General features: G+C 69.6%; 10 protein-coding genes. 6 read left to right on the forward strand and 4 right to left on the reverse strand.

The window, feature by feature from the left end:
* Positions 1–204: 204 nt before the first annotated feature.
* Entirely contained in the window at positions 205–1,023 is an 819-nt protein-coding gene (locus G6045_RS33105; protein ID WP_165335876.1) for a L,D-transpeptidase family protein, read from the reverse strand.
* 128 nt (positions 1,024–1,151) lie between these two features.
* Between G6045_RS33105 and G6045_RS33110 the strand changes: the two genes are divergently transcribed.
* Positions 1,152–2,771, forward strand: a complete 1,620-nt coding sequence (locus G6045_RS33110; protein ID WP_165335877.1) for an acyl-CoA mutase large subunit family protein — start codon at positions 1,152–1,154, stop codon at positions 2,769–2,771.
* 80 nt (positions 2,772–2,851) lie between these two features.
* Entirely contained in the window at positions 2,852–3,511 is a 660-nt protein-coding gene (leuE, locus tag G6045_RS33115) for a leucine efflux protein LeuE (protein ID WP_165335878.1), read from the forward strand.
* Between the two features lie 2 nt (positions 3,512–3,513).
* On the opposite strand, the gene G6045_RS33120 is transcribed toward leuE, so the two are convergent.
* A complete protein-coding gene (locus G6045_RS33120; protein WP_165335879.1) occupies positions 3,514–4,662 on the reverse strand; it encodes an acyltransferase family protein in 1,149 nt (382 codons plus the stop codon).
* 218 nt (positions 4,663–4,880) lie between these two features.
* On the opposite strand from G6045_RS33120, the gene G6045_RS33125 reads away from it, so the two are divergent.
* Positions 4,881–6,350 carry a glycosyltransferase family 29 protein gene (locus G6045_RS33125; RefSeq protein ID WP_165335880.1) on the forward strand — a complete coding sequence of 490 codons (1,470 nt, stop codon included), beginning with the start codon at positions 4,881–4,883 and terminating at the stop codon, positions 6,348–6,350.
* Positions 6,347–8,677 (forward strand): glycosyltransferase, encoded by a 2,331-nt coding sequence (locus G6045_RS33130; protein ID WP_165335881.1) that lies wholly within the window; start codon positions 6,347–6,349, stop codon positions 8,675–8,677. Before G6045_RS33125 ends, G6045_RS33130 begins: the two co-directional genes overlap by 4 nt.
* A gap of 56 nt (positions 8,678–8,733) precedes the next feature.
* On the opposite strand, the gene G6045_RS33135 is transcribed toward G6045_RS33130, so the two are convergent.
* Together G6045_RS33135 and G6045_RS33140 are read right to left on the reverse strand one after the other, a co-directional pair.
* Positions 8,734–10,098 (reverse strand): alpha-2,8-polysialyltransferase family protein, encoded by a 1,365-nt coding sequence (locus G6045_RS33135; protein WP_165335882.1) that lies wholly within the window; start codon positions 10,096–10,098, stop codon positions 8,734–8,736.
* Positions 10,098–11,075 (reverse strand): glycosyltransferase family 2 protein, encoded by a 978-nt coding sequence (locus G6045_RS33140; RefSeq protein ID WP_165335883.1) that lies wholly within the window; start codon positions 11,073–11,075, stop codon positions 10,098–10,100. The genes G6045_RS33135 and G6045_RS33140 overlap by 1 nt, the downstream gene beginning before the upstream one ends.
* Positions 11,076–11,262: 187 nt before the next feature.
* Between G6045_RS33140 and G6045_RS33145 the strand changes: the two genes are divergently transcribed.
* Positions 11,263–12,588 carry a DUF6716 putative glycosyltransferase gene (locus G6045_RS33145; RefSeq protein WP_165335884.1) on the forward strand — a complete coding sequence of 442 codons (1,326 nt, stop codon included), beginning with the start codon at positions 11,263–11,265 and terminating at the stop codon, positions 12,586–12,588.
* Positions 12,589–12,692: 104 nt separating this feature from the next.
* Positions 12,693–13,958, forward strand: a complete 1,266-nt coding sequence (locus G6045_RS33150; RefSeq protein WP_165335885.1) for an acylneuraminate cytidylyltransferase — start codon at positions 12,693–12,695, stop codon at positions 13,956–13,958.
* Positions 13,959–13,991: the final 33 nt, after the last annotated feature.

A 13,991-nucleotide genomic window follows, 5' to 3' on the forward strand; every position in this document is an offset into this window, starting at 1 on the left:
CTCGAACCCCCTCCGACCTGCCCTTTCGAGCCCGCGCAGAAGAATTTTCAGCAGGGTGTGACACTTTTCGAAGCCCCGGCGCAGATACAAGTGAGCCGACTGGTCATCGGCGTGCACGAGCCGGGGTTCCCCCCGTACCCCATGGCTCGGTGCAGTCGGCAGGGGTGGGTCACGTTCCCCCGGACCCACCCCTGCCCCTCAACCTCACCAGTAGACAACCACCTTGTCGCCCGCCTTCACCTGCTCGAACAGCGACGCGATCTTCGCTTCGTCGCGTACGTTCACGCAGCCGTGCGAAGCGCCCGTGTAGCCCCGGGCCTTGAAGTCCGATGAGTAGTGCACCGCCTGGCCCCGGCTGAAGAACATCGCGTACGGCATCGGGGTGTCGTAGAGCGTCGAGTGGTGGTTGCGGGACTTGAAGTCGATCTTGAACACGCCCTCGCGCGTCGGCGTCAGCTCCGAGCCGAAGCGGACGTCGACCTGGAGCTGCGCCTTCCCGTCGACCATCCACACCAGGGTGCGGCTGGTCTTGCTGATGCAGAGCACCCGGCCCTGAAGGCACCGCGGGTCCGGCTTGGCGGCCGGCTGATCGCCGCCCGCGTACAGCTCGAAGAAGCCCGGCTTCGAGGTCATCTTGAGCAGCCGCTCCCACGTGACCGGGTCGACCTCGCCCGTCTCGGGCAGTCCGCGCTTGCCCTGGAACCCCTTGACCGCCTTGACGGTGCTGCCCCCGTACGAGCCGTCGGGGTACTCGAACAGCCAGGCCACCTGCCGCAGCCGGGCCTGCAGTTCACGCACCTTCATGCCCTTGTCGCCCTCGCTGAGCAGTGCGTTCTGCGCCTCGGGCCCGTCGGGCTCCTGGGTGCCGGACGGCTTGGACGAGGGCTTGTCGTCCGCGGGCTTCGAGGAAGCCGGCGGCTTCGTGGGGGCGGATCCGGCCGAACCCGACACCGTGCACCCCGCGGCCGCGGCCACCACCACGGCTGCGGCAAGCACTCTCCGTATGACGGAATTCCGCTGCATCTCGTCCCCCAAGGTCAGACCCCGCCAGGCCCCGTACCTGCCGCGTGTCCCTGTAGATGATTCCCGCGCATGATTGGTTGCGAACGCCCTACGGGATCACTGATGCGTTACCGAAGGGAGACAAGGCCATGGCACGGCAGTCGGAAAAGGGCACCGAAAAGGGCACCCCCGGGCGGGAGTCGGAGTCGGGGCTGCCCCTCGCTCCGGTGTACGGACCGGAGGCGCTGGCGGGATGGGATCCCGCGGAGCGCCTGGGTGAGCCGGGTGAATATCCGTACACGAGGGGCGTGTACCCCTCGATGTACACGGGACGCCCCTGGACCATGCGCCAGTACGCGGGCTTCGGCACGGCCGCCGAGTCCAACGCCCGCTACCGGCAGCTGATCGCCTCGGGCACCACGGGACTGTCCGTCGCCTTCGACCTGCCCACCCAGATGGGCCACGACAGCGACGCGCCCCTCGCGCACGGCGAGGTCGGCAAGGTCGGGGTCGCGATCGACTCGATCGACGACATGCGGGTCCTCTTCGACGCGATCCCGCTCGGCAAGGTCTCGACCTCGATGACGATCAACGCCCCCGCGGCCGTGCTGCTCCTGCTCTACCGACTGGTGGCCGAGGAACAGGGCGTCCCCGCGGCCGAGTTGACCGGCACGATCCAGAACGACGTGCTCAAGGAGTACATCGCCCGCGGCACGTACATCTTCCCGCCGAAGCCCTCCCTGCGCCTGGTCGCGGACACCTTCCGCTACTGCCGCGCCGAGCTGCCGCGCTGGAACACCATCTCGATCTCCGGCTACCACATGGCGGAGGCCGGGGCCTCGCCCGCGCAGGAGATCGCGTTCACGCTCGCGGACGGCATCGAGTACGTACGGACCGCGCTCGCGGCCGGGATGGCGGTGGACGAGTTCGCGCCGCGCCTCTCCTTCTTCTTCGTGGCGCGTACGACGCTCCTGGAGGAGGTCGCCAAGTTCCGGGCGGCGCGCAGGATCTGGGCGCGGGTCATGAAGGAGGAGTTCGGCGCGAAGGATCCCAAGTCGCTGATGCTGCGCTTCCACACGCAGACGGCCGGGGTGCAGCTGACCGCCCAGCAGCCCGAGGTGAATCTCGTACGGGTCGCCGTCCAGGGTCTCGCCGCGGTGCTCGGCGGCACCCAGTCCCTGCACATTAATTCCTTCGACGAGGCGATCGCGCTGCCGACCGAGAAGTCGGCCCGCCTCGCCCTGCGCACCCAGCAGGTCCTCGCGTACGAGACGGACGTCACCGCGACCGTGGATCCCTTCGCGGGCTCGTACGCGGTCGAGAAGATGACGGACGACATGGAGACGGCCGTACGCGAGCTCATGGTCAGGATCGAGGACCTGGGCGGCGCGGAGGCGGCGATCGAGCACGGCTTCCAGAAGTCCGAGATCGAGCGGAACGCGTACCGCATCACGCGGGAGACCGAGGCGGGGGAGCGCGTCGTGGTGGGCGTCAACCGCTTCCGGCTCGATCAGGAGGAGCCGTACGAGCCACTGCGCGTGGACCCGGCGATCGAGGCCCAGCAGGTGGCACGGCTCGAGCGGCTGCGGGCCGAGCGGGACCAGCAGGCGGTCGACCGTGCGCTGGCGTCCTTGCGGGAGGCGGCGGCGGGGGACGCGAACGTCCTGCACCCGATGAAGGACGCGCTGGCCGCCCGGGCCACGGTGGGGGAGGTGTGCGGGGCGCTGCGGGAGGTGTGGGGGACGCATGTGCCGACGGACGCGTACTGAGATGTACGTGTGTGGAGGGTCTCGTTCCGCCATCCGAAACGGCCGTGAACCGTATCCGCCTTTCATGCGACACTCCGGCCATGCTGGGTGTCATAGATCTGCCGACGTACCTCGCGGGACTCATCGTCATCGTCCTGCTCCCTGGTCCGAACTCGCTGTACGTCCTGTCGGTCGCCGCGCGTCGCGGTGTCCGCTCGGGCTATACGGCGGCGGCCGGCGTGTGGTGCGGCGACACGGTGCTCATGACGCTCTCGGCGATGGGTGTGGCCTCGCTCCTTCAGGCCAACGCGCTGCTCTTCTCGATCGTCAAGTTCGCCGGCGCCGGCTATCTGACCTGGCTCGCGATCGGGATGCTGCGGGCGGCCTGGTCGATGTGGCGCACGCGCCGCGAACGCTTCGCGGAGGCGGCCGAGGACGCTCAGGCCCCCGCGGTGAAGGAGGAGCGGCCCTTCCGCCGCGCCTTCGTGGTCAGCCTGCTCAACCCGAAGGCGATCCTCTTCTTCATCGCCTTCTTCGTGCAGTTCGTCGACCCGGCGTACGCGCACCCGGCGCTGTCCTTCGTGATCCTCGGCGCCTTCGCCCAGCTCGCGAGCTTCCTCTACCTCTCGGCCCTGATCTTCAGCGGCACCAAGCTGGCCGCCGCCTTCCAGCGCCGACGGGCCCTGTCGGCCGGGGCGACCTCGGCGGCGGGTGCGCTGTTCATCGGGTTCGCGGTCAAGCTTTCGCTCAGCAGCGTGTGAGGTCAGGCCGAGCCGGACGGCCGGCCGAGCCGCTCCCGTAGGAAGGGAGTGGCCCACTTCTCCACGTACCGGTGAAGGAGCCAGGCCAGCGCCAGCATCCCGGCCACCGTCAGCGCGAACGTCGCCCACGACGGGACGCCGAAGCCGCGGTGCAGGAAGCGGACCGCGACCCAGCCCAGGTGCTCGTGCACCAGGTAGAAGGGGTACGTGAGCGCGCCCGCGGTGGTCAGCCAGCGCCAGTCGGCCCAGTGGAGCCGGCCGAGCGCGATCGCCGCGACCGCCGCGAAGCCGAAGGTGATCACGGCGATGATGGCGAGCGAGGGGCGGTAGGCGAACAGGTCGGGGGAGGGCGCCTGGTACAGCTCACGGACCGCATAGTGCTGTCCGGTCAGCCAGCTGACGGCGACGATCCCCCAGGCCGTGAGGTCACGGTGATCACGGTGGACCAGATACAGGCCCATGCCGCCGATGAAGAACGGGGCGTACTCGGGCATCAGGACCAGGTCGAGGAGAGGCGAGTCGGCGGCGTCCGCGATCGCCGCGCCGAGCGTCCAGACCGCGCAGAAGAGCACCACCCGCTGCCGGGTCGCCCCCGGGAGCACGATGCACAGCGCGAACAGGGCGTAGAAGCGGACCTCCGCCCACAGCGTCCAGCAGACCCCGAGGACCCGGTCCACGCCGAGCGGCATCTGCAGCATCGACAGATTGACCAGGAAGTCGCTGGGCGAGACCGCCTTGTAGACGACGGGCGGCAGCGCGAACACGACCGTGACGAGAAGGACCGCGGCCCAGTACGAGGGGAGCAGCCGCGAAGCCCGCGAGGCGAAGAACGACCGCAGTGTGCGGCCCCAGCCGCTCATGCAGATCACGAAGCCGCTGATCACGAAGAAGATCTGCACGCCGAGACAGCCGAGCGCGAACCATTCGTGGGCGGTGGGGAATTGGACTTCCGGGGAGCTGCCCCATGCGTCGGAAATCGCGCCGCCGCGACCGCCGTAGTGATAGCCGGCGACCATCAGGGCCGCGAGCAGCCGCAGTCCGTCGAGCGCACGCAGGCGTGCGCCCTGCCGCTTCGGCCTTTCCGGCTGCCGGGAGGTCTCGGGCGCCGTAGGGACGTTATCTGGCGCCGTACGGACGGCAAGGCTGGTCACGGAATTCCCCTTGGCGGCAGTGCTCTTTCGTTACGCGTGCTCCTGCACGTTAAACGCGTTTCAACAGGCAACTCCGCACTCGGGGCAACGATTGTCCCGCTGTCCGTGGCCAGTTCACCTGGGCGTCGCTTTCGCTTCCTACTTTTTTCCGCACCCCCACATGCAGAGCCCCACAGGCAAAGCAACACGTAGTCACGATTGACGACACCGGGAGCACCATGACGAGGGTCCTCACCAAGCGGGTGCGCGCACGCGGCGGGGAGTTGGAGGACTGCCTGCGCGCATGCGCCGCGCACAGCGGGAAACTGGTCGGCAGCGAAGACCGCCTGCGCATCGAACTCGCCGAGCAGCTACGGAAGTTGCTCGTCCTGTGGAGCACCACGCCGGTCGCCGAACCGGCCCCGGCCACCACCGGCGCCACCGCCCGCCTCAAGCGCGCCGTCAAGGGCGCCGCCGCCCCGGCGTCCCCGCTCGACAACGAACTGCTCGACGCCCTGCTCGCGGTCGCCGACCGCGCGCTGCGCTGCGCGTACGACGACGAGCTGGGGCTGGCCGAGGTCATCGCGGACACGGTGCTCGAGCACCGGAGCAGCTCCCGTGCGGGCTGGCGGCTGCGGGGCCGCGTGCTCGAGGCGCAGGGACGGCCCACCGAAGCGGTCGAGGCCTACGAGCGCCATCTGGAGCTCACCAAGGAGGACGGGTACGGCGTGCGCGCCCGCGTCGACGGGATGCGCGCGGCGACCGGGGCCCGCACCGAACTGCTCGCCCTGCTCGCCCGCACCGTCCCGGACGCCGAGCGGTTCGGCGCGGGTCCGGCCACCGACACCTGGGCCGACGGCCTCGCCGCCCACGACGCGGGCGACCCGGCGGGCGCCCGTGCGCGCATGGTCGGCGCGATCCTCGCCATGGACCGCGCAGGCAGCCCCGATCACGAGGTCCAGGAGGCGCTGAGCCACTACCTCGGGCTGACGACGGGCCCGCGCACCTCACCCACCACGGACCAGCTCGAGGCGATCGCCCTGTACGCGAACGCCCGCCGCAACCGCATGCGCGGCCCCGTCCCCGACCCGCTGTTCGGGGGCGTGCAGTGGCTGAGCCTGGGGGAGTTCCGCAACAGGATCGCCGGCAAGTCCGTCTGCCTGATCGCCAATTCGGGCCGGATGGCCGAGAGCCGCCTCGGCGCCGAGATCGAGGCGTACGACCTGGTGGTGCGCTTCAACTCGTACCGGATCGACCGCAAGCACACCGGTGAGCGCACCGACATCCACACCACCGTCCACAAGCACTTCTACAACTGGGACCAGCACGTCGAGACCCGTCTCGTCTTCAGCGGGATCTCGGCCGACTGGAAGCACTCGGTGCGCAACAAGCTGATCCCGGGAGCCCAGAGTTACGTGAACGACGAGTCGCTGCGCTGGCCCGTGCGCAACCTCGGCGGCAAGGCAGCCGCCGAGCTGCCGCCGATTCCGACCTCCGGCTTCAACATGCTCTGGCTGCTCGACTTCCTCGACGTCAGCCCCGCGATCGATCTGATCGGCTTCGACTTCTACGAGAGCGGCGCCTACCGCACCCCCGAGGCGATGAAGCTGGCCATCGCCCACGTCCACGAATACGGCAGCGAGAAGGCGTGGGTCATGGAACGGGCCCGGAGCGTCTCCGGCGACGGCATGAGGATTTCCCTGAGATGACCATCACCACGTCCGCGCCCGTGAGCGCGCCCACCGCCGACGCCTCCGCCCTGACCGGCAAGCGCCGTATCGCTTTCGCGAGCTTCGTCGACGAGAACTATCTGCCCGGGTTCCTCACGCTGCTGCGCTCGCTCGCCCTGTCGAACCCGGACATCTGCGAGGACTTCCTCGTCCTGCACGACGGGCTGCGCCCCGACTCCGTGGCGCGCATCAGGGCCCTGCACCCGCGCGTGGTGTTCCGCCGGGTGAACGCCGGCCACTACGACGCGTACGAGAAGGGCGACCAGGACAACTATCTGGTCCGCAAGGCGTACTTCATCCTGGACGTGTTCCGCATCAGGGACTACGACACGGTGATCACCCTCGACACCGACATGGTGGTCCTCGGACCCATCGCTGAACTTCTCACCCTGCGCCAGGGCTTCGGCGCGGTACCGCAGTTCTTCTTCAACGACATGAACCGCAAGTTCAACAGCGGTCTGCTCGTGATCCAGAAGGAGTTCCTGACCGACGAGTTCTGTGCCCGGATCGACGAGGTCGGCCGCAGCGGGGCGTACGAACTCGACAAGCACGACCAGGGCATCCTCAACGCCATCCTCGACGGCGACTACCTGAAGCTCGACCCCCGCTACAACTTCGTCAAACGGCGGCTCTCCGGGGACAGGCCGGTGCCCGAGGACACCTCCATCCTGCATTTCACGGGCCGACACAAGCCCTGGCAGGGCGGCGAGTCGGGCTACGGCCAGGCGCAGGAGCGGTGGGCCGAGTACGAGCTGACGGATGCCGAACTGCACGCCGCCTTCCTCGCCAAGAGCGGTCTCCACCGCGACCTGCTGATCCACTACGGCACCCCTCATGTCCACCGCACCCGCGACGCCACCACCGCCCGCAAGGTCGCCCTCGCCCGGATCGGCCTCGGTGACTTCCAGGCCGCCGTCGACGTACTGGAGCAGGCCGATCTTCCGGTCGACGACGCCTGGGCGCACGAGGTGTACGGGCACGCCCTGATGAGCGTCTCGCGCTACGACGAGGCCCGCGCCCAGCTCCTGCTCGCGACCGCGGCGCCCAACCGGGCCGCGACCGCGTTCAGCCGGCTCGCGCAGACAGCGTGGGTGCAGGGCGACGACGCCGCGGCACGTGCGTACGCGCTCGAGGGCCTGACCGTGGACCCGACCCACCGCGCGAGCCGGCTGTGGCATCAGCGCACCACGGGCGTGCCGGAGCAGCAGTCGGGCAGTGCAGGCGACCAACTCGCGCATGTGGCCTTCTATATGGACCGCCAGGGCAACGCGGGCGACAAGCTGCTGCCCGAGAGCGTCCGGCTGGCCGTCGGGGGCGAGGACACGAGCGCGCGGCGCTGGCACTCCGTGCACGCCCACCGGCTCTTCGACGAGGCGGCGCTGCGGCGGGTCAACGCACGGCGCGGTCTGGTGATCGGCGGCGGCGGTCTCTTCATCCCCGACACCATGCCGAACGGCAACAGCGCCTGGCAGTGGAACGTCCCGGACGAGCTTCTGGAGCGTATCGACGTACCCGTCGCGGTCTTCGCCGTCGGCTTCAACGCGTTCGACGGCCAGTCCTACCGGGCCGAGCGCTTCCGGTCCTCCCTGCGGCTGCTCGTCGAGAAGTCCTCGTTCTTCGGATTGCGCAACCACGGATCGATCGAGAAGGTCCGCGCGATGCTCCCCGCGCACCTGCACGACAAGGTGCGCTTCCAGCCCTGCCCCACGACCGTCACCCGGCAGATGGTGAGCGGATGGCAGGACCCGGCGGTCCGCGAGGACACCATCCTCGTCAACGCCGCCTACGACCGTGCCGGTCTGCGCTTCGGTCATGACTACGGGTACTTCCTCGGCCAAATGGCCGCAGCAGTGCGCGAGTTGGGCAAGCTCGCCGAGGTCAAGTGCGTCGCGCACTCGCTCGACGACGAGAAGCTCGCCTTCGATCTGCGGCGCGAGCACGGCATCTCGCTGCCCGTGATCGGGATGTACGACTTCGACAACCCGCAGATCCTCGATCTGTACGCCAGGACGAAGCTGGTCATCGGGATGCGCGGCCACGCGGGCATGATCCCGTTCGGCTGCGGTACGCCGATCGTCTCCCTGATCTCGCACCCGAAGATGGCGTACTTCCTGCGCGACATCGAACGGCCCCAGTGGGGTGTCTCCGTACACGACCGCGATCTCGCGGCCCGGCTCCTGGAGGCGGCGGGCGCCCTGCTCGGCGACCACGCGGCGAGCGTCGCCGATGTGCACGGGCGCCAGCAGGAGCTGTGGAAGGTCACGGAGGCCAACGCGGCCGAACTGCGGACGGTCTTCGGCGGCTGACACGTACGAAAAGGGCGGAGCCTGTGGCTCCGCCCCTTTCGCGTACGCAGGACCGGCTACTTCGACATCGCCCGCCGCAGCCGCCGCGCCTGGCGGACCACTCGCCGCGCCGTGGGATTGCGGGAGAGCGAGCTCAGCTTGGACGGCAGACCGCCCGGAAGGCCGAGCGAGGTGAGCCGCTTGCGCTTGAAGTACTTCCAGGTCTCGTCGTCGAGATGCCCGGCCAGATACGCCTCGGCGGCAGGACGCAGCTGCGGATAGATCTGCGGCTGCATCGCGAACCCGATCGTGGTTAGGAGCGCGGAAAGCTGCTCGGTGTCGAGCTTCTGCGCCTCGACCCCGGCCGCGTCCGTCACGTCCGGAAGCAGCGCGTGCACGATGGACAGCGGGATGCGGTTGCTGTTCTGGAACGGGGCGAGCCGGTCGAGCAGCCGCTCGGTGCCCACCCGCGCGACCGGGATCCCGTACAGGGCGGTCGCGGTGAGCAGCGCGGTCGAGAAGCAGCCGACCACCAGGGCGGGCTGCATCCGCTGATAGACCACTTCGGCGAGTACGGGGGTGTCCAGGACGGTCAGTTCGACGCCGAGCTTCTCCGCCTCGGCCTCGAGGAGCTGGACCTGCCGTTCGGGCGCGGAGGGGTGCGGCTTGAACACGATCCGCCGGTGACCCCGGTCGTACGCGCCCTTGACCATCTGGACGTGCAGCTTCTCCTCCTCCTCGGCGGAGAGGATCTTCAGCGCCGAGAGGTACTGGCCGAGCAGCAGAGCGGGGTTGCCCGCGGGGAGCTCCAAGTCACCTTGTGAGGAACCCAGTTCGGCGAGGACCTTCTGGAAGGCCTCGGACGGGATGATCTCCGGCTCGACCTCGAACTCGCTCAGGAGCATCGGCCTGAGCCCGGCCACCAGATCCAGATGCAGCAGCCGCCGCACCCGGGTGCCGATCAGCGGGTCCAGCTTGTTGCGCGTGGGGCCGTACGACATCAGGCCGTCCGCGTACACATGGATGGGCGCGCCGTGGAAGATCTGGCAGAAGGCGAGCGCCGGGTTGACCTGGAGCGATTCGACGGCCAGCTCCATGCGGTCATCGCCCAGCTGCCACAGCATCCGGAAGTACCGCTCCCACAGGGGCACATCGTCCGGGCGCGGCGACCAGTCGCCGGGGTGGAAGGGCCGGATCGCCTCGTTGTACGAGACCACCGCGTCGAACCGCGTGCGCAGCAGCTCGAAGCCGGGCATCTCGTCGAGCGGCGTGGAGGTCTCGGGCGTCATGGTGTTGTTGAAGACGACGAGTACCCGCCGGTCGGCCGGTGCGAAGCAGTCCGCGTCGAGCGCGGCGGCCAGGGTCGCGGCCCCGTACAGCGTGGAGGCGCAGAAGAGCTGCGTGGTTCTGAAATCCCGCACAGCCAGCGGCTTCTGTGACATCAGGCTGCCTCCCCGGCGGGGACCGGCCGCCTGCGCAGCCGGCGAAGTTGAGTGGACCGCTCGTGGTCCATGGAGTCGAGCACGTCGGCGAGCAGATCCTGCGGCATCCGCTTGAGCGCCGCGGCCGCGAGCGTACGCAGCCGCTTGGCCACCTGGGGCTCGAACTTGTCGATGGTGCCCAGGTGATGGGCGATGATCGCGCAGTACGTACGGACGGCCTTGGGCAGGAACCTGTCGGCCTCGGGGTCTTCGGCGGTGTCCGCGAGGACGCGGTCGAAGGAGCGGATGAAGTCGAGCTGGCGCACATCGCCGATCTGCGTCAGGGAGTTGGAGACCCCGCGCCGGTAGAACACCCCGAGCAGGCCGGTGACCGCGAAGGACTCGGCCTCGCGGTGCAGCTTCCAGATCCACGGCCGGTCCTCGGCGGTGCGCAGCCCGTCCATGAAGTGCAGGACGCCCTTGTCGAGCAGCCGGCGGTGGTAGATCCCCGCCCAGGCGTACGCGTAGTCGACGGAGGTCGAGCGGTGCGCGGGCAGGATGACCTCGCGCGAGGGCATCACGACGTCCCGCAGACCGTGCGGGACACGGTGGATGGTGCGGCCCCGGCCGGTGAACTGGACGTGGTCGGTGCGCACGAAGTCGCAGCCGAGGTGGTCCATGGCGTCGACGAGCTGCGCGAAGTAGCCGGGGGCCACCCAGTCGTCGCCGTCCAGGAAGGTCAGATACTCGCCGCGTGCCGCGTCGAGCCCGGTGTTGCGCGCGGTGGCCAGACCCCCGTTCTGTTCGTGCCGGATATGGACGACACCGGGGATCTCCCTGGCCGCACGCTCCAATAGTTCGGGTGTTCCATCTCTGGAGCAGTCGTCCACGAGAATGAATTCAAAATCGGAACGCGCGTTCGCAGACAGGCTTCTGAGGGTCTCTGGCGCGTATTGCTGGACGTTGTAGAACGGCACGATGACGGAGAACTTAACCACCCGGGGGACATTAGGTGTCCGGATCTCATGAGGCCTTGACCGGACGGAAATGGGGGATGAACGAAGCGTGGCAATCATGTGAACCCGCCCTCGACCTGGGCTGATTCGCCATTCGGCGGCGCGCTGTTAACCCTCTGTTGTTTTTCGATTCGGCCCGAGTCCCGAATGACTTCCTAGCGTCTGTGACGTGCCAAGCAAGAAGCAGACGCAGCGAGTTGCCGTACTCGCCGATTCCGACACCCGCTGGAAATGGGGTGCCCTTACCGCTCAGCGCATCGTAGCGACCGGCGAGGGTAATGAAACGGACATTCGGCTCGACGGTTACCTGCTGCGCGGGCGTGCGACCCCCACCGCGCGTCAGCTGAGTGAAGTGGGCGTGCGGGCGGATGTCCTGCGCGAGGTCACGGGTGTCGAGTTCCTGGGCGAGATGGAGCGGGCGCGCGAGCGGTACGACGTGGTCGTCCTCGCCCTCGTCGGCGGCGCCGTCCAGGCGATGCTGCACGGGCTCGCGAACGCGTGGGCGGGCCGGCCCGAGCGCCCCGTCGTCGTCACCGGTTACGTCGGTGTCGTCTACGAGAAGCTCGCCGACGGACTGCTCCTGCGGCACGGCGCCGATGTGGTGCTCGCCAACTCCCGCCAGGACGCGGAGCGTTTCCGCGCCGTGTACGAGGGAGTGGGCGCCGACGCCGGCGCGGTCACCGAGTGCGCGCTGCCGTTCCTGGGCGGGGCGCCCCACACGGCGCCGAACGACCCGTACACGGTGTGCTTCGCCGCCCAGCCCTCCGTACCGGAGAGCCGCGCGGACCGTACGTACCTGCTGAAGCGGATGATCCAGCACGCGAAGCTCCACCCGGAGCGCGAGGTGCTGATCAAGCTCCGCTCCAAGCCTGGCGAGCACACCACGCACATCGAGGAACTCCCGTACCAGAAACTGGCCCAACGCCACGAGCTCCCGGCCAACTTCCGCCTCGTGTACGGGCATATGGGCGAGGTCCTCGACCGCACCGACCTGCTCGTGACCGTCAGCTCCACCGCCGCGCTCGAAGCGCTGCACCGGCGTATCCCCACCGCGGTCCTCACCGACCTCGGGGTGCGCGAGGCGCTCGGCAACCACCACTTCACCGGCTCCGGCTGCCTCGCCTCCTGGACCGAGCTCGACGAGGGGTACGTCCCCGTGCCCGACGAGCGGTGGCTCGCCCGTCAGGGAGTGGCCGCCGACGGCGCGTACGAGACGGCCTTCGACGAGGCCCGCGCCCGTCTGCGGCAGCTGGCGGCGAAGCCTCAACTGCCGCCGCTCGCCCCGTACTACACGCTCACCACCGCACCCGGCTATCTGCCCGGCATCCTCGCCCGCCACCACCTCGCACCCGACGGCCGACCGCTGCCGGGCGCGCAGGCCGCGGCCAAGGAGCCGGGACCTGTGCGCCAGATCGTGCGGCAGGCCGCGCGCGGCGCCTACCGGCACGGCGTCCAGCGCGTCGCGCCGGTGATCCGGCGGATGGGGGAGCTGTGACCGGCTCCGCCGCTGTGACCGGCTCCGCCGCTGTGACCGGCTCCGCCGCTGTGAGCGCCTCCGTTGCCGTGACCACCTCCGTTGCTCCTGAAGGAGATCAGTCCATGACGACCAGCCCGGTACGCAGGGTGCTCGCCGTGATCCCCGCGCGCGGCGGATCCAAGGGCGTACCCGCCAAGAACCTCAGCCCCGTCGGCGGTGTACCGCTCGTCGCCCGCGCCGTACGCGAATGTCTGACCTCGCGCCATGTGACGGATGTGGTCGTCTCCACGGACGACGACGCCATCGCCGCCACGGCCCGTGGCGCCGGCGCCGAGGTGGTGCTCCGCCCCGCCGCGATCGCCGGGGACACCGCGACCTCCGAGGCCGCGGTCCTGCACGCCCTGGACGCCCATGAGGCGCTGCACGGCGCGGCCGTGGACGTGGTGCTGCTCGTGCAGTGCACCAGCCCGTTCCTGGTCCGCGAGGACGTGGACAAGGTGGCCGCCGCGGTCATCGACGAGGGCGCCGACACCGCGCTGACGGTCGCGCCGTTCCACGGCTTCGTCTGGCGGGACGCGGGTGACGAACCGCCCGTGGCCGGCGAACAGCGGGTGGCCGCACAGGGCGGTACCACCACGGTCGTCGCCCCGGCCACCACCTCGGGCGGCTACGGCGTCAACCACGACAAGTCCTTCCGGCCCCGCCGCCAGGACCGCCCCCAGGACCTCCTGGAGACCGGGGCGGTCTACGCGATGACCGTGCCCGGCTTCCGCGAGGCCGGCCACCGCTTCTTCGGCCGTACGGAGCTCGTGCGCACCGACCCCGCCCGGGTCCTGGAGATCGACGACCCGCACGACCTCGCCCGCGCCCGCGCGCTGGCCCCGCTCCTGGACGCCGCACGCCCGGGCGCCCTGCCGGGCCGCGACGACGTGGACGCCATCGTCCTCGACTTCGACGGCACCCAGACCGACGACCGGGTGCTGATCGACGCGGAAGGAAAGGAGTTCGTCACCGTGCACCGCGGTGACGGGCTCGGCATCGCGGCGCTGCGCGACAGCGGCCTGAAGATGCTGATCCTCTCCACGGAACAGAACCCGGTGGTCACCGCCCGCGCCCGGAAGCTCAAGCTCCCCGTGCTGCACGGCATCGACCGCAAGGACCTCGCGCTGAAGCAGTGGTGCGAGGAACAGGGCATCGCGCCCGAGCGCGTGCTCTACGTCGGCAACGACGTCAACGACCTCCCGTGCTTCGGCCTCGTCGGCTGGCCCGTGGCGGTCGCCAGCGCCCACGACGTCGTACGCGGCGCCGCACGCGCCATCACCACCCAGGACGGGGGCGACGGCGCGATCCGGGAGATCGCCACTTGGATGCTCGGCCCCTCTCTCTGAACCCCCTCTCTCTGAGCCCCCACCCCCTGAACC

It is taken from the genome of Streptomyces mesophilus (genome assembly GCF_011044995.1).
Classification (GTDB): domain Bacteria; phylum Actinomycetota; class Actinomycetes; order Streptomycetales; family Streptomycetaceae; genus Streptomyces; species Streptomyces mesophilus.

What these genes read in the sequence shown, in the direction of transcription:
- G6045_RS33125 (WP_165335880.1), top strand. Translation starts at nt 4,881, where the DNA reads ATGACGAGGGTCCTCACCAAGCGGGTGCGCGCACGCGGCGGGGAGTTG.
- G6045_RS33150 (WP_165335885.1), top strand. Translation starts at nt 12,693, where the DNA reads ATGACGACCAGCCCGGTACGCAGGGTGCTCGCCGTGATCCCCGCGCGC.
- G6045_RS33130 (WP_165335881.1), top strand. Translation starts at nt 6,347, where the DNA reads ATGACCATCACCACGTCCGCGCCCGTGAGCGCGCCCACCGCCGACGCC.
- G6045_RS33105 (WP_165335876.1), bottom strand. Translation starts at nt 1,023, where the DNA reads ATGCAGCGGAATTCCGTCATACGGAGAGTGCTTGCCGCAGCCGTGGTG.
- G6045_RS33135 (WP_165335882.1), bottom strand. Translation starts at nt 10,098, where the DNA reads ATGTCACAGAAGCCGCTGGCTGTGCGGGATTTCAGAACCACGCAGCTC.
- leuE (WP_165335878.1), top strand. Translation starts at nt 2,852, where the DNA reads ATGCTGGGTGTCATAGATCTGCCGACGTACCTCGCGGGACTCATCGTC.
- G6045_RS33110 (WP_165335877.1), top strand. Translation starts at nt 1,152, where the DNA reads ATGGCACGGCAGTCGGAAAAGGGCACCGAAAAGGGCACCCCCGGGCGG.